The organism is Collinsella sp. HCP28S3_E12, from assembly GCF_052065595.1.
In the GTDB taxonomy this organism is placed as follows: Bacteria; Actinomycetota; Coriobacteriia; order Coriobacteriales; family Coriobacteriaceae; genus Collinsella.
Genome location: NZ_JBQHTS010000007.1, coordinates 50,504 through 73,820, shown reverse-complemented (window position 1 = coordinate 73,820; position 23,317 = coordinate 50,504). Strand labels below are relative to the sequence as shown.

The 23,317-nt window shown below is 62.0% G+C and carries 18 protein-coding genes; 10 read left to right on the top strand and 8 right to left on the bottom strand.

Going from position 1 to position 23,317, the window contains the following annotated elements; all coding sequences use genetic code 11:
* The 4 genes from ACTNBY_RS04285 to ACTNBY_RS04270 all read right to left on the bottom strand — a co-directional run bounded on the left by ACTNBY_RS04285 (nucleotide 1) and on the right by ACTNBY_RS04270 (nucleotide 3,653).
* Nucleotides 1–474 carry a hypothetical protein gene (locus ACTNBY_RS04285; RefSeq protein WP_441063528.1) on the bottom strand — a complete coding sequence of 158 codons (474 nt, stop codon included), beginning with the start codon at nucleotides 472–474 and terminating at the stop codon, nucleotides 1–3.
* Nucleotides 475–620: 146 nt separating this feature from the next.
* Nucleotides 621–890, bottom strand: coding sequence for a metal-sensing transcriptional repressor (locus tag ACTNBY_RS04280; protein ID WP_441014970.1), 270 nt, complete (start codon nucleotides 888–890; stop codon nucleotides 621–623).
* 51 nt (nucleotides 891–941) lie between these two features.
* Nucleotides 942–1,163 carry a heavy-metal-associated domain-containing protein gene (locus ACTNBY_RS04275; RefSeq protein ID WP_154515953.1) on the bottom strand — a complete coding sequence of 74 codons (222 nt, stop codon included), beginning with the start codon at nucleotides 1,161–1,163 and terminating at the stop codon, nucleotides 942–944.
* A gap of 147 nt (nucleotides 1,164–1,310) precedes the next feature.
* Nucleotides 1,311–3,653 carry a heavy metal translocating P-type ATPase gene (locus ACTNBY_RS04270; RefSeq protein ID WP_441063525.1) on the bottom strand — a complete coding sequence of 781 codons (2,343 nt, stop codon included), beginning with the start codon at nucleotides 3,651–3,653 and terminating at the stop codon, nucleotides 1,311–1,313.
* Between the two features lie 638 nt (nucleotides 3,654–4,291).
* Between ACTNBY_RS04270 and ACTNBY_RS04265 the strand changes: the two genes are divergently transcribed.
* From ACTNBY_RS04265 to ACTNBY_RS04255, 3 genes are all read left to right on the top strand, one after another.
* Nucleotides 4,292–6,496 (top strand): DEAD/DEAH box helicase, encoded by a 2,205-nt coding sequence (locus ACTNBY_RS04265; protein WP_441063522.1) that lies wholly within the window; start codon nucleotides 4,292–4,294, stop codon nucleotides 6,494–6,496.
* Between the two features lie 972 nt (nucleotides 6,497–7,468).
* Nucleotides 7,469–7,672 (top strand): type II toxin-antitoxin system RelB/DinJ family antitoxin, encoded by a 204-nt coding sequence (locus tag ACTNBY_RS04260; RefSeq protein ID WP_117647680.1) that lies wholly within the window; start codon nucleotides 7,469–7,471, stop codon nucleotides 7,670–7,672.
* 88 nt (nucleotides 7,673–7,760) lie between these two features.
* On the top strand, nucleotides 7,761–8,672 hold the full coding sequence (locus ACTNBY_RS04255; RefSeq protein WP_441063519.1) for a CPBP family glutamic-type intramembrane protease: 912 nt from the start codon (nucleotides 7,761–7,763) through the stop codon (nucleotides 8,670–8,672).
* Here the strand turns inward: ACTNBY_RS04255 and ACTNBY_RS04250 are convergent.
* Nucleotides 8,669–10,804 carry a YgiQ family radical SAM protein gene (locus tag ACTNBY_RS04250; RefSeq protein WP_441063516.1) on the bottom strand — a complete coding sequence of 712 codons (2,136 nt, stop codon included), beginning with the start codon at nucleotides 10,802–10,804 and terminating at the stop codon, nucleotides 8,669–8,671. The two genes, ACTNBY_RS04255 and ACTNBY_RS04250, sit on opposite strands and share 4 nt — an antisense overlap.
* Before the next feature lie 250 nt (nucleotides 10,805–11,054).
* Here ACTNBY_RS04250 and ACTNBY_RS04245 point away from each other — a divergent pair, with 250 nt between their 5' ends.
* From ACTNBY_RS04245 to ACTNBY_RS04230, 4 genes are all read left to right on the top strand, one after another.
* Entirely contained in the window at nucleotides 11,055–11,771 is a 717-nt protein-coding gene (locus ACTNBY_RS04245; protein ID WP_154515938.1) for a YoaK family protein, read from the top strand.
* 229 nt (nucleotides 11,772–12,000) lie between these two features.
* Complete coding sequence (gene fucO / locus ACTNBY_RS04240) at nucleotides 12,001–13,167, top strand: lactaldehyde reductase (RefSeq protein ID WP_154515935.1); 1,167 nt, start codon at nucleotides 12,001–12,003, stop codon at nucleotides 13,165–13,167.
* A 265-nt stretch (nucleotides 13,168–13,432) separates the two neighbouring features.
* On the top strand, nucleotides 13,433–14,452 hold the full coding sequence (locus ACTNBY_RS04235; protein ID WP_441063540.1) for a M42 family metallopeptidase: 1,020 nt from the start codon (nucleotides 13,433–13,435) through the stop codon (nucleotides 14,450–14,452).
* A gap of 138 nt (nucleotides 14,453–14,590) precedes the next feature.
* Nucleotides 14,591–15,964: a hypothetical protein gene (locus tag ACTNBY_RS04230; RefSeq protein ID WP_441063514.1), complete on the top strand. Its 1,374-nt coding sequence runs from the start codon at nucleotides 14,591–14,593 to the stop codon at nucleotides 15,962–15,964.
* Between the two features lie 8 nt (nucleotides 15,965–15,972).
* Here the strand turns inward: ACTNBY_RS04230 and mnmA are convergent, their stop codons facing one another.
* Together mnmA and cysK are read right to left on the bottom strand one after the other, a co-directional pair.
* Complete coding sequence (gene mnmA / locus ACTNBY_RS04225) at nucleotides 15,973–17,238, bottom strand: tRNA 2-thiouridine(34) synthase MnmA (RefSeq protein ID WP_441063512.1); 1,266 nt, start codon at nucleotides 17,236–17,238, stop codon at nucleotides 15,973–15,975.
* Nucleotides 17,239–17,256: 18 nt separating this feature from the next.
* Nucleotides 17,257–18,195 (bottom strand): cysteine synthase A, encoded by a 939-nt coding sequence (cysK, locus tag ACTNBY_RS04220; protein ID WP_154515926.1) that lies wholly within the window; start codon nucleotides 18,193–18,195, stop codon nucleotides 17,257–17,259.
* 249 nt (nucleotides 18,196–18,444) lie between these two features.
* Here cysK and ACTNBY_RS04215 point away from each other — a divergent pair, with 249 nt between their 5' ends.
* Nucleotides 18,445–18,873, top strand: a complete 429-nt coding sequence (locus ACTNBY_RS04215; RefSeq protein ID WP_154515923.1) for an RrF2 family transcriptional regulator — start codon at nucleotides 18,445–18,447, stop codon at nucleotides 18,871–18,873.
* A 137-nt stretch (nucleotides 18,874–19,010) separates the two neighbouring features.
* On the opposite strand, the gene ACTNBY_RS04210 is transcribed toward ACTNBY_RS04215, so the two are convergent.
* Nucleotides 19,011–19,376, bottom strand: coding sequence for a phage holin family protein (locus ACTNBY_RS04210; RefSeq protein WP_441063510.1), 366 nt, complete (start codon nucleotides 19,374–19,376; stop codon nucleotides 19,011–19,013).
* A gap of 326 nt (nucleotides 19,377–19,702) precedes the next feature.
* Here ACTNBY_RS04210 and ACTNBY_RS04205 point away from each other — a divergent pair, with 326 nt between their 5' ends.
* Both ACTNBY_RS04205 and ACTNBY_RS04200 read left to right on the top strand, forming a co-directional pair.
* Nucleotides 19,703–20,002 (top strand): YerC/YecD family TrpR-related protein, encoded by a 300-nt coding sequence (locus ACTNBY_RS04205; protein WP_154515917.1) that lies wholly within the window; start codon nucleotides 19,703–19,705, stop codon nucleotides 20,000–20,002.
* 213 nt (nucleotides 20,003–20,215) lie between these two features.
* Nucleotides 20,216–23,314, top strand: coding sequence for a PD-(D/E)XK nuclease family protein (locus ACTNBY_RS04200; protein WP_441063507.1), 3,099 nt, complete (start codon nucleotides 20,216–20,218; stop codon nucleotides 23,312–23,314).
* Nucleotides 23,315–23,317: the final 3 nt, after the last annotated feature.

Here is a 23,317-nt window from a genome sequence, read left to right as displayed (position 1 = left end):
CTACGAGCGCGTCTCCATCTTGGCGTGGCACTTGGGGCAGGTGACGCGGATTTTGCCTTTGCCCTTGGGAACGGAGAGCATCTGGCCGCAGTTGGGGCACTTGAGGTATGCCGTGGTCTTGCGACCTTTCCACATCTTCTTGGCCGTGCGCTTGGCACGCTCAAAGTCTTCCTTACTGGTGCCGGCCGCGCGTGAGGTGCTGGCCGCTGCAGCGCCGCCACCCAAGCTGGCGACAAACTTGCCCAAGCCGGGGACCTTAGCCGAGCCGGCGACGAAGGCGTCGTTCTCCTTGCGACGTGCGTCGATGTTTTTGGACAGGCCGCGCAGCACGCCGATCACGATGACGGCGATGGCGATCCAACTGAGCCACTGGATGCGGGCCATCGATCCGATCATCGCGATGACGATGCCCGCAAAACCCATCACGATGGTGAGCTCGTCGGCGCCATTGCGGCCCTTCATAAAGTCATTCATGCAAATTGCCTTTCATTCGATATGCCGCACGCCTTTATACCCGATTTAGAGCAGGGGGGACAGGTTAATCTGCACCAATGTGGTGCAAACATACCTGTCCTCGGAACATCAAGACGGTGCAAAGTGGTTTGTCCTCAATGCGCCGATTACTTAGAGAGCTTGTCGACGACGCGTTCGATCTCGGCGAGCTTCGCGGCTTTGAGGTCTTCGTCGCCCGATTCGATTGCCGAAGTCACGCAGCCCTCGATATGCGCCTTGAGCACGTCGGCGTTAATGCGCGCGAGGAGTGCCTGTGTGGCCATGAGCTGCGTGGAAATATCGACGCAGTAGCGGTCCTCCTCGACCATCCGCAGGATGCCGTCGATCTGGCCGCGCGCCGTCTTGAGCATACGGTTCACCGATTTGCGGTCTGCCATCATGGCGGGTCCTCGTTTCTGGTCGATGGGGTCGAATGCTTCTGGTAGCAGCTAGGCTGCGGTCACGGACAGGGCGTGGAACTTCTCGCCGGCGCTCTCGACGGCGGCAGCGAGCTGCTCAGCGGCCACGGTGTCGGCGCACTCCACCTGTACCGTCTGAGTCTCGTGATCGGCATCGGCGTCGGTCACGCCGGCAACGTTGAGCAGTGCCGTCTCGACAGTAGCGTCGCAGTGGCCACACATAAGGCCGGAAGTCTTAATTGTGTAACGCATGGGTATTCCTCTCTGTTATGTCGGCTTTCCCAGGCACCCGACCTTGACCTTCAAGCCGTCGCTCGCGTACCAAAGTACGCGTCGCTCCTCTTTCAGGTCAATCTCGGGCACCTGGAAAGCCCGTTCTAAATGGACGTAATGGTGAGCCTATTTTGCCACTTTAGGCTTAAAGGATTTCAGGCGCAGAGCATTGGACACGACGCACACGCTCGACAGGCTCATGGCTGCGGCGCCAAACATCGGCGAGAGCTGCCAGCCGGTGAGGGGGAAGAACACTCCCGCAGCGAGCGGAATGCCGATGCCGTTGTAGAACAGCGCCCAGAACAGGTCTTGCTTGATGTTGCGAATCGTGGCGCGCGAAAGCTCGATAGCGCGGGCGACGTCCATGAGGTCGCTGCGCATGAGTACCACATCTGCCCCTTCCTTGGCGATGTCGGCGCCGGTGCCGATAGCAAGGCCCACGTCGGCGCGCGCCAGGGCAGGGGAGTCGTTGATGCCGTCGCCCACCATGGCGACCTTGCCGCCCGCATCCTGCAGTTCGCGCACGTGGCGTTCCTTGTCGGCGGGAAGCACGTCGGCAATGACCTGCTTGCTGCTCAGTCCTACGCAGCGGGCGATTGCTTCGGCCGTGACGCGGTTGTCGCCGGTGAGCATGTGCACGTCGACGCCGAGCGAACGCATTACAGCGATGGCCTCAGCGCTCGTCTCCTTGACCTCGTCAGCTACGGCAATGGTGCCGACAAGCTCGCCGTTCTTGGCAAAGAACAACGGTGTCTTGCCCTCGACGGCGAATCGCTCGGCAAGACCGGCGGGCACCTCCGCGCCCAGCTCGCTCATCAGGCGAACGTTACCGGCAGCGATGGCGTTTTGTCCCTCGCGCGCCGTAACGCCTCGTCCAGGCACGGCGGCAAAGTCCTCGACCATGCGCGCCACGATTCCGCGCACCTCGCACTCGGTCATAATCGCCTCGGCCAGCGGATGCTCGCTCGAGCGCTCCAGCGCGGCAGCGAGCTTCAGTAACGCCTTTTCACTCATGGCGGGCGAGCCGTCGGCGCGCGTGGCTACCACGATATCGGTCACGGCAGGTTTGCCGCGGGTGACCGTACCCGTCTTATCGAGCACCACGGTACCCACGCTGCGCAGGCTCTCCAGCGCCTCGGCGCTCTTAAACAGAATGCCCATCTCGGCGCCCTTGCCGGTGCCTACCATAATAGCGACGGGCGTGGCTAGGCCGAGCGCGCAGGGACAACTGATCACCAGCACGGCCACGGCGGAGGTGAGTGCCTCGTTCATGCTGCCGGTCAGTGCCATCCACACCGCAAAGGTCACGGCCGAGATCACGAACACCACGGGCACGAACACGCCGGCGACCTTGTCGGCCATGCGGGCGATGGGCGCCTTGGTGGCGTTGGCGTCCTCGACGAGCTGGATGATCTTGGCGAGTGATGTCTCGGCACCAACCCGCGTGGCGCGGAAGGTAAACGAGCCGGTGCGGTTGACGGTGGCGGCGTTGACGGTGTCGCCGGCGGTCTTTTCCACGGGGATTGACTCGCCGGTGAGCGCACTCTCGTCCACGGCCGAGCTACCCTCGAGCACCACGCCGTCGACGGGGATTGACTCGCCGGGGCGCACGCGCAGGACCTGGCCGGGAAGGATGCTATCGACGTCGACGGTGGTTTCGCTGCCGTCGTCGGCAACGACGGTCGCGGTTTTAGGCGCCAGATCGATGAGCGCCTCGATGGCGCCGCCGGTTTTGGACTTACTGCGCGTCTCGAGGTATTTGCCCACGGTGACGAGCGACAGGATCGTGCCCGCGCTCTCAAAATACAGATTGTCCATGCCTGTCATCATGGCCTCGTGCACCTGAGCTGTGGCCAGCTGGTCGGCCATGATGAACATAGCGTAGAGCGACCAGGCGATCGACGCGGTGGCACCGACGGCGATGAGGGCGTCCATGGTGGGCGCGCCGTGCACGAGTGATTTGAAGCCGTTGATAAAGTACGCGTCGTTGACGTAGACGATGGGGATGAGCAGGACGAGCTCGGTGAGCGCCAGCGTCATGCTGTGGGTGTGGTCGGTGAAGACGCTGGGCAGCGGCCAGCCGAGCATGTGTCCCATGCCTACGTAGAACAGTGGGATGAGGAAGACGATCGAGACGATGAGGCGGGTGCGCATGGCGGAGGCGGTGGCCTCCAGCTTTTTGGTAGGTGACTCCATATGAGCGGCGCCGGACCTGGCTTGCGCGCTGCCGTTTGAGCCGGCGGCACCGGTGCCCGTGCTGACGGGTGAGGCCGAGTAGCCCGCGCGGTCGACGGCGGTGCAGATATCGTCGGGGGAGACCTGCGCGGGGTCGTAGTCGACCATCATGGAACCGGCGAGTAGGTTGACCGCGACGCTTTGGACGCCGTCGAGCTTGCTCACGGCGCGGTCCACGTGCGCCTGGCAGGCGGCGCATGTCATGCCGCCTACGTCAAACTTATCTTGAGCCATGGCTTCTCCTTTCTGTGGTTCGGTGTTGGAATTGTTAACCTCTCGATACTATACACCCATACCCCCTGGGGGTGTATGGCAAAAGTTGAAATGTATGACATTCCGATACGGGGGTCGACTGCTAAGTTAGCGCACCATCCTCGCCCTTCGTCTCAATCTGTAACATCTAGTTCCGTTTTTGCCGAGTTACTGTTACAGATTGAGACAAACAATTCGGCGGTTGCTTAACATCTCGATCTGTAACATCTGGCAGGGAAAATGACCTCTATCTGTTACAAATCGAGATGTTGTTTTGCGAGGTTTTGGTTTGTCTCGATTCGTAACGTGTAGACCTGGTTTTGCCTCGTAACTGTTACAGATTGAGACAATTGGCCCAGACCCACCCCGTCCGCCTCGTCATCTGTGGTTTACGTGGGGGCATACGGAGTACGGGTATACTAACCGGCGGCGAATCTGCTCCATCGCTTAGAGCTGCTGCGTCTGGACGGCGCGTGATATGGCTGCCAAAGCGATCGCCAGCGTGCTGAGCAACGTCCTCTCTGTGCGCACCCGTTTTTGTATGTACTAGCGCACTACCAAGCACGCCCGCGCGGCCGCATGCCGTGCCCCTTGCGCGTGCAGATAAGGAACAACAACATATGCGTAATTCTGTATCCGACGTCACCGACGCCGAGATCCTGGACGAGACCCGCGAGGCCATGGCCCAGGCTGCCTTCGATGCGGCCGACGAGGCCAGCGCCGCCGAGACCGTCGAGTCCGCTACCGAGAACCTGCCCGCCTTTGACGAGCTGGGTCTTTCGGACGAGATACTTCGTGCCATCGAGAACCTGGGTTACACGGCGCCGACGCCCGTGCAGGCCGGTTCGATCCCCGTGGTGCTCGAGGGCCGCGACCTGCTTGCCGCCGCTCAGACCGGCACCGGCAAGACGGCCGCCTTTTTGCTGCCGACCATGAACAATCTGGAGCACATCGCTCCTCCCAAACCTGTGCGCGAGCGCGGCGGCCGTAACCGTCGTCGCGGTGCTAAAAAGCCCGAGGGCAACGGCCGCGGCCCCGTGATGCTCGTCATCACCCCTACGCGCGAGCTCGCCCAGCAAATCGACGAGGTCGCGAGCAAGATCGCCGACGTCACCGGCCATGTTGCCGTGACCGTTGTGGGCGGCGTGAGCTACAAGCCGCAGACCGCTGCCCTCAAGTACGGCTGCGACATCCTGGTCGCAACGCCGGGCCGTCTGGTCGATCTGATCGAGCAGGGCGCTTGCCACCTGGACGAGGTCAAGGTGCTGGTGCTCGACGAAGCCGACCGCATGCTTGACATGGGCTTTTTGCCCGCCGTTCGCCGTATTGTGCGCGAGACGCCGGCCGAGCGCCAGACGCTGCTGTTCTCGGCGACCCTCGACGAGGAGGCCGTGGGCGAGATTACCGACCTAGTGAGCGACCCGGCCCGCGTGGAGATCGCGCCCGCCACGTCGACCGCCGACACCGTCGACCAGTTTGTGTTCCCGGTGTCCATCGAGGCCAAGAACAACCTGCTGCCCGAGTTCCTCAAAAAGGAAGGCCCGGAGCGCACCATCGTCTTTATGCGCACCAAGCACCGTGCCGACAGCTGCTGCCGTCGTCTGGAGCGCAAGGGCATCAAGGCCGCCGCGATTCATGGCAACCGCAGCCAGGCCCAGCGCGAGCGCGCGCTTTCGGCCTTCCGCGACGGTACCGTCGACGTGCTGGTGGCAACCGACGTGCTCGCCCGCGGCATCGACATCAGCGACGTGCGCTACGTCGTGAACTTTGACGTGCCGGCCGAGCCGACCGACTACATCCACCGTATTGGCCGTACGGGCCGCGCCGGCGAGCTGGGCTGGGCCATCACGTTTGTGACCGAGCAGGACGTGGATGAGTTCTACGAGATCGAGAAGCTCATGGACAAGACTGCCGACATCTACGAGGCCGGCGACCTGCACGTGGGCCCCAATCCGCCCGCGGTTGATCCCGAGCGCGACCCTGCGGCCTTTAAGGTGAAGAAGAAGACCAAGCGCGGTAAGTCCAAGAGCAAGAAGAAGCTTGAGCAGGCGCGTCGCGACGGCAAGCGCAACGGCGACGATTACGGCGATGTGGCCGGTCGTTCCAACCGTGGTCGCGATGAGCGTCGCGGCGACAGCGAGCGCCCGAGCCGTCCCAAGCGCGGCGGCAAGACCCGCGTGCGCGAGGGCGTTCAGGCTCGCGTGGACGAGGCCGTGGAGAGCGTGGCCCGCGAGGTGGCTGCCGAGGAGCGTGCCGGTGCTGGTGCCGTCGAGCCGGCCCCGCGCGGCAACCGTGCCGAGCGCCGTGCCAAGCAGTTCCAGGGCGAGGCACATCGCCGTCGCCGCGAGGACGAGGACCGCGGCGGTCGTCGCCGTGTTGAGCGCGAGGACGAGGGCCGTGGCTCGCGCGGCGGCAAGCGCGGCGCGGGCGACCGTCGTCGTTCCGGTCGCGATGACGAGCGCGGCGGCCGCGGCGGCGAGTCCCGTGGCGGCAAGCGCTTTGAAGAGCGCGGCGGCCGCGGCGGTGAGCGTCGCAAGGATGCTCGCGGCAATGGCGGCCGCAGTGGCGCCGGCCGTTCTGGCGAGTCGCGCGATCGTCGCGACCCGCGTGCCAGTCGAGATCGTCGCGATGACTGGCGCAACTACGACGATACCCGCGAAGAGCGCCGCGGCGGCTATCGCGGCGGACGTGGCAGCAACCAGGTCGGCTCCCGTGGCGGCCGTGCCGGCGGTCGCGATAACCGTGGCAGCTATGGTAACAGCCGTGGCGGCAAGCGCGGCGGCAGCTCCCGTCGCCCCGGTGACGGCGGCGGCAAGCGCAAGTAACATACGCGTCGCGCGGTAAGGCGACACGAGTTTGGGCCTCGAGCAGACTATGCTCGGGGCCCTTTTAGTGGGCTCAGTATTAGGTGGGGCGAGTCTTCTTCGTGGAAACGCGCGGAGACGGTCGTGGCAAGAGATACGGACTATCGACCTAGTTGGAGATTCGCGTATGCGGGGGCCGACATCGACGCAGGGCATGAGGTTTTCTGCTGACGCGCGGCGGCTGCGGTGCCCGGGCGGACACGCCGGGGATTTCGCCCGCTGCCTGGCGCCCTTGCCGACATCCGGCTTTCGCGCTCGCATTCTTTTGGATGCGGGCGTGTTTTTCGTGGCGCGCACGGGTCCCCCGGGGCGCGCCGTGCATTTTCGGGAGTTTTCAGCAAGCCGGGGTGACTGCATACGCGCCGGAATCGTCTTTTTGAGCTAGCGGGATCCTTCGGCAGGCGATTTGGGTTGGCTGACGGCGTCCGGCGCGGCGATAACGCGCGTTTCGCGTCGCGCCGTGCCCCAAAACGACGCCAATCGCGCGGCGTCCACGATTCGCGGCACCGCCTGCGGGGGCCGCGATGCTGAAAACTCCGGTTTTTGCACGGTACAAGCGGGGGTACGTTGGGACGAGAAGGGGTGCCCCCGTCTTTTTATGCATGGCATAAGCGAAATTATGCAAGACAATAGGGCGCCATGCGCCGGATACCCAGCCTGGGCGCGCCATACGCCGACGCTTAGGCCCTCGATATCTCGGACATCATCACGCTCTAAATACTAACCCAGCAACAAAATCATCCGTCTTTTCTCCGTCCCCATGGGACCGGGTGTGGTATTCTATCTGCCGGGTATAACTTAGGAATACCATATAATACCAACGCCGCAGAAACAAACTCCAGATGCGGGCCAATCGGGTTGCCTTCACAGCCCGTCGCCAAGCCGCGTGCCCCGCATCTATCCGCACTACCGTTGTTTCAAAAAGGAAGCGCCATGGCAGAACACATGACCCCGGTTGTCGCGAAGGTCTTGCCCGAGGAAAAGGCGGCCTTCGCGGCGGCAACCCAGCTCGTGGGCACCACGCCGTCCAACGCCATCCGCATGTTTATCGCCGCGTTCAATCGCTGCGGCACCTTCCCGTTCGACATCTCGCCCAGCGGGGCCTTTGGCACTGCACCCGATTCTCATCAACAATGACTGTCCCAAACTGCCGGTACTTGGGGACGTTACTTGTCTGCCGGCAGTTAAGGAACGTCCCTCAGTGCCGGGTTTTGAGGAGGTTGGCATGCTCAATGCGATAGCGTGGGCGCTCGCCTGTTTTGGCGTCGTCGCTGTCGATATTGCCCTGAGCGTCGTTTTGTTCTCCGCCCTTGGCGTCGCATCGGTGTTCATGGGTTTTTCGATCGATGACCTCGACATTCAATTGCTTCAGGCCGCCGCTCAGACGGCGTCGTTTTTGATGGCGCTGCTGTGGTGGCGTTATCTGTGGCCGCGCTCGTTTATGACGCGTTCGCAAAGCGAGTATCCGCTCGGCGGGGGAGCGCGTGGGGCGTGGAAACGCATCGCCTGCGTTATCGTGATCGGTCTTGCCCTGCAGGTGGTCGTTAGCTACGTGACCGACGCCGTACTGTCGCTGTTGCCCGATGCCGCGGCCGACTACAGCGAGCTTGTCGAGGAAACGGGCATGGGCGATACCAGTCCTCTTGCCGTCCTGACCACGGTGCTCGGCGCGCCGTTTTGCGAAGAGCTCCTGGTGCGCGGTGTCATCTTTGAGTTTTCGCTGCGTGCGTTTAATCCCCAGTGCCGTCCGCTCTGGAAGCGCCGGCGTCGTGCGAGTGCGCAAGACGGCGCCATAGTGCCCTGGGCGGCCCCAAGCACGTGGGGTGTCGCCGCGGCGATTGTGCTGCAGGCGGCAATCTTCGGTTTTATGCACATGAATTGGGTGCAGGGTTGCTACGCGGGTGCCGCCGGCCTCATCTTTGGTTGGGTGCTCGTGACGACCGGAAAGCTCCGCTACACGATCCTGCTGCACTTTGCCTTTAATGCCGGGTCGTATCTCATGGGCATGCTGTGGTTTGTGAACACGCCGGTCGACGTGGTGGTCACGGTCGCTATCGCCGGCGTCATCCTCGTTGAGGCAATGCGCTCGCTGCGCCACGCGTGTGGTATGGATGCAGCGAGCGCACTGCTGCCTTAGTTGCGGCGACCGCCTCCGTTGGCACCCTGACGCCCCTGAGCCGCACGGTTGCGCCCGGCGGTGTTCTGCGCGCGCGACATGCCGCTGTGCCCTTTGCTGCCCTTGGGTCCCTTGGCTCCAGCGCCACCGTAGCCCTTGCCGCCCTTCTTGCCGGTGCCATGTCCGCCGCCGGCAGATGTCTCGCCCGGGCGTGGCGGCACGGGACGGATCAGGCAATGCTTGGTGTAGCCGATCAGGTCGCGACGGCCGGCTTTCTCTAGCGCCTCGCGCACGAGCTTGTAGTTCTCGGGCTTGCGATACTGGATGAGCGCGCGCTGCATGGCCTTTTCGTGCGGGTCGCGCGCCACATAGATCGGCTCCATGGTGCGCGGGTCCACGCCGGTGTAGTACATGCACGTCGACATGGTGGACGGCGTGGGGTAGAAGTCCTGCACCTGCTCGGGCATGTAGCCCATGTCTCGCACGGCTTCGGCAAGGTCCACGGCTTCCTTCATCGTCGATCCGGGATGGCTCGAGATCAGATACGGCACCACGTACTGCTTGAGTCCGTACTCGCGGTTCAAGCGTTCAAATTTACGGCAGAATGCGTCGTAGACGGCTCGGCTCGGTTTGCCCATCACGGAAAGCACCGCGTCGCTCACGTGCTCGGGTGCTACGCGTAGCTGGCCCGAGACGTGGTGCTCCAGCAGCTCGCGCAAAAACTCGTCCGAGGCATCGGCCATGGTGTAGTCGAAGCGGATGCCGCTGCGGACAAAGACCTTCTTGACGCCCGGCAGCTGGCGCAGGTCGCGCAGCAGCTGGGTGTAGCCGCTCTCGTCGACCACCATGTTCTTGCACACGCTCGGCCACAGGCAGCGCTTGTTCTTGCATACGCCGTGCTTGAGCTGCTTGTCGCAGGCGGGACGGCTAAAGTTGGCCGTCGGCCCGCCCACGTCGTTGATATAGCCCTTAAACTCGGGATCGCGCGTGAGCAGCTCGGCCTCGCGCATGATCGAGTCGTGGCTGCGCGTCTGCAGCACGCGGCCCTGGTGGAAGGTGAGCGCGCAAAACGAGCACTCGCCAAAACAGCCGCGGTTGGAGCTGATCGAAAACTTGATCTCGGCAAAGGCCGGCACGCCGCCCGCCGCGTCGTAATCGGGATGCCAATCGCGTGCGTAGGGGAGCTCGGCCACCTCGTCCATCTCGTCGGTGGTGAGCGTCGCCGACGGCGGGTTCTGCACCACATAGACGCTGTTGGGGTAGGGCTCTACCAGGCGATGTCCGGTGATGGGGTCCATATTCTGCTGCTGCACGTTAAAGCTGCGCGCGTAGTTGAGCTTGTCGGCGGTAAGGTCGTCCCAACTGGGCAGCAGGTCGTAGTCGTAGACCTCGTCGAGCGAACCCGTGCGGTAGACGGTGCCGTTGATATAGGTAATCTGATCGACGGGCAGTCCCGCGTCGAGCGCGTCGGCGATCTCGACAATCGCGTGCTCGCCCATGCCGTAGATGAGGATGTCGGCGCCCGAGTCGAGCAGTACCGAGCGCTTGAGCTTGTCCTGCCAGTAGTCGTAGTGGGCCAAGCGACGCAGGCTTGCCTCGATGCCGCCGATGATGATGGGGGCGTCCTTGAATGTCTGGCGGATGAGGTTGCCGTAGACCGTGACGGCACGGTTGGGGCGGTGTCCCTCCTCGCCACCGGGGGTATAGGCGTCGGTGTGGCGGCGGTGCTTGGTCACCGAATAGTGGTTGACCATGGAGTCCATGTTGCCGGCGCTGACGAGAAAGCCCAGGCGCGGCTCGCCGAGCACGGTGATGCTGGCGGGGTCGGTCCAGTCGGGTTGGCAGATGATGCCCACCTTGTAGCCGTGCGCGTCGAGGACGCGGCTGATGATGGCCATGCCAAAGCTGGGATGGTCCACGTAGGCGTCGCCGCAGATGTAGACAAAGTCGCACTGGTCCCAGCCGCGCGCATCCATGTCGGCGCGGCTGACGGGGAGGAACTTATCGCGGCCCGGGCGCCAGGGGCGGACAGGCGCTGCCGGGGCATGCGCGGGGCGCGAGCCCTGGGTTTTGCTTCCACGCTTTTGCTGCTGGCCGCGTTGGGCATGCTTGCCGTGCTGGTTGTGCTGAGCGTCCTGGGGCTTTTTTGCCACGATTCCTCCCGGTGTTTGTATGCTGCACGTAATTGTAACCAGTCTTTTTGGGACGGGGCTAAAAAGACTGGTGGAGTACACGAGGTGTCGTGTGTCGATGCCGCGCCCGCCGTTTGTTTCCAGACGGTGTATCTGCGCGTTGGGGAGTCCGTCTCGCGGGCGCGCCATGTTGTCAATGGGTTACAGTATGAACGGCGGCTATGTTTCCGCCAACGCACGAGAGGGTCGTCAACAAGGAGGGCGCACGACGATGCAGCGTGCCAAACAGATATCGGAGTCTATTGAGCTGGGCATCATCTTGGCGCTCGCCGGTGGCTTTATGGACGTTTATTCGTACATTGGGCGCGACCATGTTTTCGCCAACGCGCAGACGGGCAACATCTTGCTGGTGGGCGTGAGCATCTCGGAGGGCAATTGGGCGCTCGCGGGGCGCTATTTCTTCCCTGTGGTGTCGTTTGCCGTGGGCATTATGCTTGCCGACCTGGTACACGAACGGTTTGGCAGCGTGATTCACTGGCGCCAGGTGACGGTGTTCTTTGAAGCCGTCATCTTGCTGGGCGTGAGCTTTATCCCCGGCGGCGGCTACAACTTGCTCGCCAACTGCCTCATCTCGTTTGCCTGCGGTATGCAGGTCGAGAGCTTCCGCAAGATCCACGGTCACGGCATTGCCACGACCATGTGTATCGGTAACCTGCGCAATGCGCTGCAAAACGTGGACGACTACATCATCACCCACAAGCGCGGCTTTTTGGAAAACGGCCTGCTGTACTTTGGCGTGATCTTTACCTTTGTGTTTGGCGCTGTGCTGGGAAACTGGTGTATTGAGCGCATGGGGCTGCACGCTATTGCGGTGGCGAGCGTGCTGCTGTTCGTGGCGTTTGCCATCATGTTTATCGACCGCGAGCGCGACCTGCGTTTTCGCTGGAAGCGCGCCTGCGAAGATTGGAAAGAGGCCTGCCAAAAATAGCGGCAGGATGTGGCAAGGGGCTGACCCCTTGCCACACTGATCAATAATGGGGAGGGGACGGTCATCTCGGCTGCCCCTTCTTTGTTTAGTGGTCAGGCGGTGACGATACCAGTTGTTGAAACGCTTTAAATAATCTGACATTCTCACGCGTTTTTCGCTTCAAAAGCGTTAGGATGGGAGCCATAGCGTGGGGCGTAATGGGTGCCCCGCACACGATGGGAGGCTATCAATGGCTAATCGTTTCGTTCTCAACACCATTTCTTATCATGGTTCCGGCGCCATCAAGGAGATCCCCGGCGAGCTCCAGCGTCGCGGCTACAAGAAGATTTTCGTCTGCTCCGATCCCGATCTGGTCAAGTTTGGCGTTACCGCTAAGGTGACCGACGAGCTCGATGCCGCCGGCATCGCTTGGAGCCTCTACTCCGAGATCAAGCCCAACCCCACTATCCAGAACGTCAAGGACGGCGTCGAGGCCTTCAAGGCCGCCGAGGCTGATGCTATCGTGACCGTCGGTGGCGGCTCCTCTATGGACACTGCCAAGGCCATCGGCATCATCATCAACAACCCCGAGTTCGCCGATGTCCGCAGCCTCGAGGGCGTTGCTCCCACTAAGAACCACGCCGTGTTCACCATCGCCGTGCCGACGACCGCCGGTACCGCTGCTGAGGTGACCATCAACTACGTCATCACCGACCCCGAGAAGGTCCGCAAGTTCGTGTGCGTCGACACCAACGACGCCCCCGAGGTCGCCGTCGTCGACCCCGACATGATGGCTTCCATGCCCGCCGGCCTGACCGCTTCCACCGGCATGGACGCTCTGACCCACGCCATCGAGGGCTACACCACCAAGGGCGCTTGGGAGCTCTCCGACATGTTCCACTTTGAGGCCATCAAGCTGATCAGCGAGAACCTGCGCGACTCCGTTGCCGAGGCCAAGTCCGGCCAGCCCGGCTCCGGCCGCGAGGGCATGGCTCTTGGTCAGTATGTCGCCGGCATGGGCTTCTCTAACGTTGGCTTGGGCATCGACCATGCCATGGCTCACACCCTGTCCGCTCACTACGACACCCCGCACGGCGTCGCTTGCGCCATGCTGCTGCCGATTGCCATGGAGTTCAACAAGCCGGTTTGCGCCGAGCGCCTGGCCAAGGTCGCCGTCGCCATGGGCGTTGACACCACGGGCATGAGCACCGATGAGGCTGCCGACGCCGCTATCGCCGCCGTTAAGCAGCTCTCCGCTGACGTGAACATCCCGCACGTCTGCGAGGCCATGAAGGCTGACGAGATCGAGGTCCTGGCCAAGGACGCCATGGCCGATGCTTGCTTCCCGGGCAACCCGCGCGAGGCGACGCTCGACGACGTCATCGAGCTCTTCAAGAAGATCTGCCCGGCTGCCTAACATGGTTCGGCGGGCCCCTGCCCGTTACCCCCACAATCGTCCTCGGACATGTCGGAGGCCCCGCTGCGCACTACGTGCGGTGGGGCCTCCTTCTGTCCTGCGGAAAGATTCTGGGGCCAACGGGCGGGGGCCCGCCGGCTCGTTATCGTGGCGGGCGCCGCTCTGAGAAGCTCGATGGGTTGTCTCGCTAGGTAAAAAGATGGTTCGCGGTGGTATCGTTGCTGTGGGTTTAATTCGATATGAAAGGGTGACTTTGGTGTCCAAGATGGATTCTACGCTCTCCTATATTACTGACCAGTTGAAGGCGCTGACTTCTATTGCTTCGCCTACGGGCTATACCCGTGCGGCGACTGATTATCTAATGGAAACGTTGCGCGATATGGGCTTTGGCCCCGAGCGTTCCAATAAGGGCAACGTGCTGGTTGAGCTTGGCGGCGAGGGTGAGCCGCTTGTGTTGGCGAGCCATGTCGATACCCTGGGCGCCATGGTGCGCTCCATTAAGGACAATGGTCGCCTGCGTCCCACGACGCTCGGCGGGCATCAGTGGTCTACGGCCGATGGCGAGAACTGCACCGTCTACACGCGCGATGGCAATGTGTACACGGGTGTGGTCCTCAATACCGAGCCTTCGGCGCACGTGGCCGACGAGCCGGTCAAGACCATCGAGAAGAACATGGAAATCCTGCTCGATGAGAATGTCGACAGCAAGGACGATGTGCTTGAGCTGGGCATTCAGACGGGCGACATCATCGCTATGGATCCGCGTACCACGGTGACGGAGAGCGGCTACATTAAGAGCCGCTTCTTGGATGACAAGCTGTCGGCCTCCATTTTGCTGGGCTTGGCGCGTGCCGTCGCCGCTGGCGAGGTGACGCTTTCGCGCAAGGTTTCACTGCTCTTTACGGTGTACGAGGAGGTCGGCCACGGTGGTGCCTTTGTGCCGGCCGACACGCGCGAGATGATCAGCGTTGACATGGGTTGCGTGGGTGACGATCTGGGCTGCACCGAGCGCATGGTGTCGATTTGCGCCAAGGATTCGGGCGGCCCCTACAACTACGATCTGGTGACCACGCTGTCCAATATCGCGCGCGAGCTGGAGCTCGATTACGCCATCGACGTGTACCCGCATTACGGCTCGGACGTTGAGGCCACGCTTTCTGCCGGCTACGACATCCGTCACGGCCTGATCGGCCCTGGCGTGTACGCGAGCCACAACTACGAGCGCAGCCACATCGACGGCGTGTGCAATACCTATGAGCTGGTTCGCGCCTACGTTCAGCGCTAGGGGAGCAGCTTGCGACTCGGCTGACCAATCGCTAAGGCCCGATTTCTCGGGCCTTTTTTCGCTTTGGGTCGTTTAGTATTATGATGTATGTAATCTATTAACTAAACGTGTAAATTACTTAACGAGGTGATGTGGTGTATGGATACGTCTGAGTACTTGTCTATGGGTGATGCTGCCCGCCTGCTGGGCGTTACGAAAGCCCGCATCTCTCAACTTGCCGCATCGGGAACGCTCGCGTGCGATATTGTGGGCGGACGGAAGATGGTCGAGTACAATTCCGCGGTCGCTTATCAAAAGGTCCGCAAACGTGGACGCCGTCCTGCGGCCGATGTGGGGCGCAAGTTTACGCTGATGTCGGCCGACCATGAGGTCGCGCATGTCTCATTTGATCCGTCGCGCGAATTTCCCTTCGAAATCGCGGAGGTCCTCGATGCACAACGAATGCCGTTTGGCACGTGCTCGAGCTCTTCTCCTACGGTGAATAAACGGGAGCTCAACGTGTGGTGGAGCCATCGGTCGGTGCCCGATGTTCGCCCCGGACTCGTCTCGCGCTATCGTGAACTGGGAATTGCCAGTGGCATCGAGGTCCCGGTTCAGTGCCTGGGCCTCTCGCTTTCGGATTGTTATTGGCTGCGGCCGGCCGATTGCGCCGAACTCAAATGGCGAAACCTCAATTACTTCGAGAATGATTTTGAGCGATCGGCGCCCGAGGGACGTTCGGGTTGGCTGGAGGGCATCGGTCTTAAAAATCCGGATAACACGTCCGAGGGCGAGCTCCCTAAATCGTGGATGATTCGCAACGCTGTTCGCGTTCTGGTCAAGGGGTGCGGCATGGACGATCAGCGTCCCTTTAACGAGGCGGTTGCAACGGCTCTACATCGTCGCTTGTTGTCGGAGGGCGAGTTTGTTCCTTATACGGTTGAGCGAATGTTCGATGGCCCTGTGTGTCTGTGCGACGACTTTCTTGACGGCCGCGAGGAATACGTTCCGGCTGTTTACGTTAAGGGCGCACTTGGTAGCCAGCGGGGAAACTCGACATACGACCGGTACTGCCGCTTCCTTGGTAAGCATGGAGCAGACGAGGCTGCCGTGAGAAGGTCTATGTCGCAGATGATTGTCTGCGATGCCCTTTTGGCCAACAGCGATCGCCATTGGCGAAACTTCGGCATCATCCGCAATGTCGACACCCTGGAGATAAGGCCTGCTCCGCTGTTCGATAGCGGCAACTGCCTGTGGTACAACGTACCAACTGCCGTGCTCGCAGCTGGGGAGTTTGGGTTTTCTGCTAAGCCGTTTGGGCCCGACCCTTCCGTCCAGCTGGCGCTTGCGGACTCACTCGATTGGTTCGATTCATCGCGGCTCAACGGATTTGTTGATGAGGCGATCGAGATTCTTTCGCAGAGCGAATGGGCCACAGCGGAGGGCCGGCTCGAGTCCATTTGCCGCGGCCTCGAGCGTCGCGTTATCGAGGTGAATGCTGCTGTTGAGGTGCTTCGACACATGCGGCGATAATCCTGCGGCTACTTGATGGCGGCAGTTACCGTGCCGCCGCCCAGGACGACGTCGCCGCGATAGATAACGACGGCCTGGCCGGGGGCGATGGCGCGCTGCGGCTCGTCAAAGGTCAGAAGCATCTGTCCGTCGGCGCCACGTGTAAGGGTCGCTGCCTGGTCCTTTTGACGGTAGCGGTACTTGGTGCCCACGCGAATGTCGCCGGATGTGAGCTCTGCCTCCATGCGGTCGGCAGGGGCACTCCAAATCCAGTCGTTGGCCGTGAGTGCTGTCGCCGTCAGGTCCTCAGCCTCGCCCAGATGCACAATGTTGTTGGCGGCATCGACGCCCGTTACATACACGGGGCGCGCCATCGCGACGCCCAGGCCCTTGCGCTGGCCGACGGTATAGCGCAGTGCGCCGTTGTGGCGTCCGACCACGCTGCCGTCGCGCCATACAATATCGCCCGGCTCGGCGGCATGCCCGCAGCGGCGCTCGATATAGCCCGCGTAGTCGCCGTCCGTGATAAAACAGATATCCTCGCTCTCGGCCTTCTTGGCGTTGATGAAGCCCTGCTCGGCGGCAATGCGGCGCACGTCGCGCTCTTTGTCCAACCCTGCCAGCGGAAAGATTGTGCGTGCCAGGCGCTCTTGCGTGAGCGAATACAAAAAGTAACTCTGGTCCTTCTTGGAGTCTTCGCCGCGGTGCAGTTGCCAGGTGCCATCGGGCGCTTGGCTCGTTTTGGCGTAGTGACCCGTGGCAATGTAGTCACAGCCCATATCGAGCGCCGCGTCGAGCAGCGCGCCAAACTTAATATGGCGGTTGCAGATGATGCACGGGTTGGGCGTCAGCCCCTCCTGATAGGCGGTCACGAAGCGCTCGATAACGTTGCGGTCGAAGGCCTGCTGCAGGTCGAGCACATGGTGAGGTATCCCCAGGCGATCGGCGACGGCCTTTGCATCGGCGATGTCGCGGTCGACCTTGCTCATGCCCGTGACGGGATCGGGCGCAGGGCAGGTGAGGCGCATAGTGGCACCGACGCATTCGTAGCCTTGGCACTTGAGCAGATAGGCAGTCACGCTGGAATCGACGCCGCCGCTCATGGCGACGAGCACGCGCTTGTTGTGCATGGGGAGGTTCTCCTTGGTGGCATGTGGCCAAAAAAGAAAAGCGGCGCGGGAGGCTGGTTCCGCGCCGCAGACATTGTAGCAAGTTCGGACGTCTCGTGGGACACCCTGACGGGATGGGCTCAGACCGCCGGGAGAGAGAGGAGGCAGGTTCGTCCCTGAGCTCAACCTATGGGAAAAAAGGCTCTAGTCCTGGAACAGTGCCGTGGACAGGTAGCGCTCACCGGTATCGGCGAGCAGTGCCACGATGGTCTTGCCCTCGTTCTCGGGGCGCTTGGCTAGCTGCAGCGCGGCCCACACGGCGGCACCGGACGAAATGCCCACGAGCACGCCCTCCTTGTGGCCCACGGCGCGGCCGGTGGCAAAGGCGTCGTCGTTCTCGACGGGGATGATCTCGTCATAGACCTGGGTGTCGAGGACGTCGGGCACAAAGCCGGCACCGATGCCCTGGATCTTGTGCGGACCGGCCTGGCCTTTGGAGAGTACCGGGGAGGTGGCGGGCTCGACGGCGACAACCTGAATCTCGGGGTTCTGCTCCTTGAGGAACTCGCCCACACCGGTCACGGTGCCGCCGGTGCCAACGCCGGCGACGAAGATGTCGACCTTGCCGTCGGTGTCGTCCCAGATCTCGGGGCCGGTCGTGGCCTTATGAATGGCGGGGTTGGCGGGGTTCACAAACTGGCCGGCGATGATGCTGTTGGGGGTCTCCTTCTGCAGCTCCTCGGCCCTGGCGATGGCGCCCTTCATGCCCTTGGAGCCGTCGGTGAGCACGAGCTGTGCGCCGTATGCCTGCATAAGCTTGCGGCGCTCGACGGACATGGTCTCGGGCATGGTGATGATCACCTTGTAGCCGCGAGCCGCCGCCACCGAGGCGATGCCGACGCCGGTGTTGCCGCTCGTGGGCTCGATGATGGTATAGTCGCCGCCGCGCACGAGCTTGCCGGCCTTCTCGGCCTCGTCAATCATGTTCTTGGCGACGCGGTCTTTGACGGACCCGGCGGGGTTGAAGTATTCCAATTTGACGAGTACGCGGGCCTTGAGGTCCTCATCGGCCTCAAAGTGAGTGAGCTCCAAAAGCGGGGTGTGGCCGATAAGCTGATCGATGGACGTATAAACCTTGCTCATGGTGAACCTCCAAGTGTTCAAATGACTGGATCCGTGTAGTTTACGGTGGCCTAGTAGCTAAACCCATAAACCTTATAGGTTGTTCTTTTAGCTGTTGGCAAGCATAGTAGACACTAAAGCCTAGTAATGCAATAGGAAATAGAAGATTATTACGAGCTGATTAACCACCTTGACCGGAACGGGTATTTCCAAAGCCAATTTTTCGGCTAGAATTTCAACGGATTAAAAGACCGAAAGGCAGCACTATATATGTTGGTTTCTACTAAGGGCAGGTACGCCCTGCGCGTTATGGTCGACCTGGCCGAGCACCAGGCGGCCGGTCGCATCCCGCTCAAAGAGATTGCGGCGCGACAGGGGATTTCCGAGAAATATCTCGAGAACATCTTGGCTACGCTCGTGCGCGCCAACATGCTCTCGGGCATGCGTGGCAAGGGCGGCGGCTACGTGCTCACGCGCCCGCCCGAGCAGTACACGGTGGGAGAGATCTTGCGCCTGACCGAGGGCAGCCTGGCGCCGGTCGCCTGCCTGGATGGCGACTGCAAGGGTTGCTCGCGATCTGATGAGTGCCCCACGCTCGACGTGTGGAAGAACCTGGACAAGCTCATCAACGACTACCTCGACGGTGTGACGCTCGATGCGCTCGTCGCCCCCAACGGGGGCTACGACTACGTCATCTAGCCCCACCAGCCATTTGGGGACGGGGTAGAAATGGTAGATTTTCTTGTCCTCTGAGGCTTGACAAAGGCGAAGGCCGTCCATCGTTGCGATGGACGGCCTTCGTTTTGGCGTGTTGTGGCGGTCCGTATCCGGTTGCTTTAGTTCCTGGCGATGCTGTCGAAGATGCTTCGAGTGATGGACACCAAAATGCTACCCATAAAGGCCGACCCAAAGCTGGCAATGGAGATGCCCGCGCCCAGCAGATTTACCGATAGGTAGCTGGCAAGCTCGAGCATAAAGCTGTTGACTACAAGCTGAAAAATACCCAGCGTGATAATGGTGAGCGGCAGCGAGATGACCGTCAGGAGCGGCTTGACGAGCGAGTCGACGATGTTGAGGAACAGTCCCACAAAGGCAAAGCAGACCCAGGCGTCGGCCATGCCGAAGGGCTGAATGCCGGGGACGAGGAACGTGGCGATCGCGATGGCGATTGAGGTCAAAAGCCAGTTGAGCAAGAAGCGCATGGTGGGTTCCTTTCCGGTGCGCGTGACGTGTTGGTGGCGCGTAAGCTCGTTTGCCGCGGCGAATCGGATGGTTGCCTTGGCGTGCGCCTCTGCGTTGGGCGCCCATTGTCTCAGATATTCGTGGAGCTTGCGTGCGCATTTGGTTTCAAAACGGCGTTCGTCCTAAAAAACGCGCCGCTGACAGAGAGTCTTGTCACTTTAGTTTGGTGGTGTGCTAAACTGCTACGGGCAAAAGCCACATGCGTTGCCCTATTGCATGGAATGGGCGAACGATGCCCGGTACCAGTATCAACTTCGATGCCTTTTGGCGGGTTTGGCGGTGATCGATGAATATCGAGAACATGTTTGACAAGCCTGATGTCAAGCAGCTAGTCCACGCATTTAGTCTTTTGGACGACGAGAAAGATATCCAAGCGTTTTTGACCGATATCTGCACACCGCGCGAGATTTGCGATCTATCGCAGCGTCTGCAGGTCGCGCGCTACCTGGATGAGGGCGAGCCCTATGTCGAGGTTCAGGTCCGTACCGGCGCTTCGTCCACCACGGTGAGCCGTGTATCCAAGGCGCTCAACGGCGAGTACGGTGGCTACCGCAAGATCCTCATTAAGCTGGAGGATGGCGAATAGGCCGCGGCAAAACGAATTGTGAAAAACCGCTCCTCCGGGGGCGGTTTTTATATGCCGAATAATTGGTGCAAGCGAACCTGCCCCCTTTGCACCAACGTGGTGCAAAGCGACTTGTCTCCAAAGCGCCAAAAGATGAAGCTGCGGTGGCAATGTGTCCGCTTGGGCGGGTAGGATGGATGCATTGATTATTGCGAACAGTTTGAGTGGAGGACCATGCCTGTTCGAATCTATACCACTAATGCCGGCACGGATTTGAGCGATGCCGAGTCGGCGCTGCTTGCCGACCTTATTGCCCGCCACGGGCGTGCCGTGCTGCTGGCGCCAACGTTTGCCGAGCTCGACCTGTGCCGTCATGATGCGGCGGAAGCCGGCGTTTCGCTGGGCATCGATTACAAGACGCCCGCGTCGTGGCTTCGCTCGCTTTGGGAGCTTTTGGGCGACGGGCGCGGTTTCGTCGACAACCTGCAGCGCCAGATGCTGTTTTCGGACATGGTCACGCGTCTCGATGATGTCGACCTGCAGCCGCTTTCGCGCAGCCAGGGCACGGTGCGCATGCTTGCGCGCATGGCCCGCGATGTGCTGCCAGGTGTGGCGGGGACAGCTGCCGAGCGATGCCGTGGCAACAATTGCCGGCCTGAGCCAAAAAGCGATGCCGAGGCTCGTGTGTTCGAGCTTTTGCGTGCCTACGCGGGCGGTCTGGACCGTCGAGATATGGTCGAGCCCTGCGAGGCGGCTGACATTATGGCCAGCGCTCTGGCCGATAATCTGCCGGCGTGCGCCCGTGCCGTCTGTGTACGCGGCGTCACGTCGTTTACGCACGGTCTGCTCGAGCTGCTGTCTGCTGTGGCGAACAGTGGGGGAGAGGTCGTCGTGCTGCTTGCTCGCGAGCAGGCGGCGATGCGCGAGGAACTTGCCGCGGCATTTGATGCCAGCGGTGTGCTGTTTGAGATCGCGCCGCTGGGGGAGGACGCCGTCGCGTCTGATGCCGCTTGTGGAACCACCGCTCAGCCTGCCTTTATTGAGGTCGCGGGCCCCCACGCCCGCGCTCATGCTTATGCGGACGCAATTGATGTTCTGGTAAAAGCGCGCCAGGGTTTCGGGGCCGACGATACCGCCGGCCTCTCCGCCGACCCCGTACGCGTGCTCGTTGTTTCTGCCCGGGCACCCCAGCTGTTCGGTGAGCTCGCCTCTCGTCTGGCGGCTCGTCATATCGCTGCCGAGACAACTGAATTCACGGCGTTTTCCCAATCCATTGCGGGCAGGCAGTTTGCGGCGCTTGCCAGCTTGATCGAGCGCATGAAGGCGGCCGATGAGGGTGTGGCGTCAAAGACCGAGTGGTGGCCCGCGCCTGAGCTTGCCGACTGGATCTACAGTCCGCTTTCGGGCGCTGATGCCGCCAATGCCCGTATCTTCGATAAGAATATGCGTCTCTCGCGTAGCAAGACTACCGCGGGCGTTAAGAGCCTGCTGCAGAGCGTGCAAGGCCAGGTGAGGGGCGCACGCAAGGCGGCGAGCGACGAAAACTGGTTTAAGAACGTACCGTGTGTGGTCTCGGACGTGTTCCAGGCACTGTGGCGCGACAAGCCCGTGACGGCGCTCAAGGCCATGCTTGCCGTTGCCGAGGCGTTGCCCGATCGCTCGCTGGGTAGCCTGGATGGCCAAGCTCGTCGCCAAGCGGAGACGGCCCTGCTGCGCCACGCCATCGACATCCTTATGAATGACGCCCGCGCGCTCGACGTGTCGCAGGCCGCGACCGTGCCCGTGCTCGATGGCATTCGCACCAAGGTGGACAAGCGTAGCACCGCCTACGATTACGAGACCTACGAGGTTGACGGTGCGCCACGTGCCCAGGTTCGCTTTGCCTCGCTTGCCGATGTGGCGGCTCTGCGCCCCGGCAGCTACGATGCCGTGCTGTTTGCCGATGTCGATCTGGACAGCTATCCGCTCTCACGCGAGGAAGGACCGCTGGCCACGTTGGCTGCGAGCCTTGGTCGCGAGGGCGTGACGCTTGAGCCTGCGGCCTTGTTGCGCGTGCGCTTTGGCCACGCGATGCGGGCGGCACGTGGCCCGGTTGCGCTTGCGCGCGTGACGCACGATCGCCAGGCGCGCGAGTGCTATCCGGCTGCCGTGTGGACCGAGTTGCGGGCGCATGCCGAGGCCACCGGTGCCGCTCAGGTGACATGCGTGGGCGAGGGCGATATCGTAGGTGATTTTGACCCTGCAGCCGGCAAGGGCCTCAAGCGCGAGCGCGTGGCATGCGAGGCTCCTCAGCATTTGAGCGAGGCGGCCGTGCCATATCTGGTCTTGCGCCGTCGGGACGGCGAGGGCGAGGACGCGCCGCTTGTACCGCGTCTGACGTCTGCCTCGCAGATCGAGGCCTATTCCACCTGCCCGCTGTGCTGGTTCGTCTCGTATCGCGTTAAGCCCCAGTCTATCGACGCGGGTTTTGGCAACATGGAGAAGGGCAACTTTGTCCACGACGTGCTGGAACATCTGCATGCCCGTTTGCCCCAAGAGGGCATGGAGCGTGTGACGCCCGAAAACCTGCCGCGTGCGCAGGAGCTGCTGCACGAGGTCTTTGCCGAAACCTTGGCCGAGCACGCCGGCAAGCGTGGCAACGAGGGCCCGCTGGTACCGCTCTCTGCGGTGGAGGAGCGTCAGGTGGCCGAGATCCTGCCGCAGCTGGAGGGCGTGCTTGCTTACGAGTCCGAGGCGCTTGCCCCCTTCGCTCCGCGCTACCTGGAGTTTGCGTTCAACGAGCTCCAGGTCGAGTATGCCGGCTGGCCGCTCGGCGGGCGCATCGACCGTGTGGATGTGGATGCCGAGAATCGCGCTGTGGTGATTGACTACAAGCATCGCACGGGCGTTGAGGAGTTTAAGCTCGCCGACCCTACGGTGCGCGACGAGGAATCGGGCACGGCGCCCATCGACGATCCGCGCTGGTTGCCGCCACATACCCAAACGCTCATCTACGCCCAGGCCATGCGCCGGGCGCTGGATTTGGATACCCGTGCGGCGCTCTATTTTTCGACCAAGGGCGGCAAGCCGGCGTTGCGCGGTGCCGCGAGCGCCGAGCTGCTCGAGGAAGAGCGTGGCGACGGTCGCATCCCGGGCCTTAAGAAAGGTTTCCCCGGCGAGGGTGGCAGCATGGACTTCGACGCCCTGCTCGATCGCGTGGAGGCCGGCATCGCCGAGCGCTTGCGCGAACTCGAGGCGGGCAACGTCACTGCTGTCGACCCGGCGTCGACGCAGGCCGCGCATGCCCGCTGCTCGTATAACCACGAAGGAACGTTTGTAAGGAGGGACGTGTAGACC

Coding starts and splice junctions, on each gene's coding strand:
- ACTNBY_RS04285 (WP_441063528.1), bottom strand. CDS start 474: ATGAATGACTTTATGAAGGGCCGCAATGGCGCCGACGAGCTCACCATC.
- ACTNBY_RS04280 (WP_441014970.1), bottom strand. CDS start 890: ATGGCAGACCGCAAATCGGTGAACCGTATGCTCAAGACGGCGCGCGGC.
- ACTNBY_RS04275 (WP_154515953.1), bottom strand. CDS start 1,163: ATGCGTTACACAATTAAGACTTCCGGCCTTATGTGTGGCCACTGCGAC.
- ACTNBY_RS04270 (WP_441063525.1), bottom strand. CDS start 3,653: ATGGCTCAAGATAAGTTTGACGTAGGCGGCATGACATGCGCCGCCTGC.
- ACTNBY_RS04265 (WP_441063522.1), top strand. CDS start 4,292: ATGCGTAATTCTGTATCCGACGTCACCGACGCCGAGATCCTGGACGAG.
- ACTNBY_RS04260 (WP_117647680.1), top strand. CDS start 7,469: ATGGCAGAACACATGACCCCGGTTGTCGCGAAGGTCTTGCCCGAGGAA.
- ACTNBY_RS04255 (WP_441063519.1), top strand. CDS start 7,761: ATGCTCAATGCGATAGCGTGGGCGCTCGCCTGTTTTGGCGTCGTCGCT.
- ACTNBY_RS04245 (WP_154515938.1), top strand. CDS start 11,055: ATGCAGCGTGCCAAACAGATATCGGAGTCTATTGAGCTGGGCATCATC.
- fucO (WP_154515935.1), top strand. CDS start 12,001: ATGGCTAATCGTTTCGTTCTCAACACCATTTCTTATCATGGTTCCGGC.
- ACTNBY_RS04235 (WP_441063540.1), top strand. CDS start 13,433: ATGGATTCTACGCTCTCCTATATTACTGACCAGTTGAAGGCGCTGACT.
- ACTNBY_RS04230 (WP_441063514.1), top strand. CDS start 14,591: ATGGATACGTCTGAGTACTTGTCTATGGGTGATGCTGCCCGCCTGCTG.
- cysK (WP_154515926.1), bottom strand. CDS start 18,195: ATGAGCAAGGTTTATACGTCCATCGATCAGCTTATCGGCCACACCCCG.
- ACTNBY_RS04215 (WP_154515923.1), top strand. CDS start 18,445: ATGTTGGTTTCTACTAAGGGCAGGTACGCCCTGCGCGTTATGGTCGAC.
- ACTNBY_RS04210 (WP_441063510.1), bottom strand. CDS start 19,376: ATGCGCTTCTTGCTCAACTGGCTTTTGACCTCAATCGCCATCGCGATC.
- ACTNBY_RS04205 (WP_154515917.1), top strand. CDS start 19,703: ATGAATATCGAGAACATGTTTGACAAGCCTGATGTCAAGCAGCTAGTC.
- ACTNBY_RS04200 (WP_441063507.1), top strand. CDS start 20,216: ATGCCTGTTCGAATCTATACCACTAATGCCGGCACGGATTTGAGCGAT.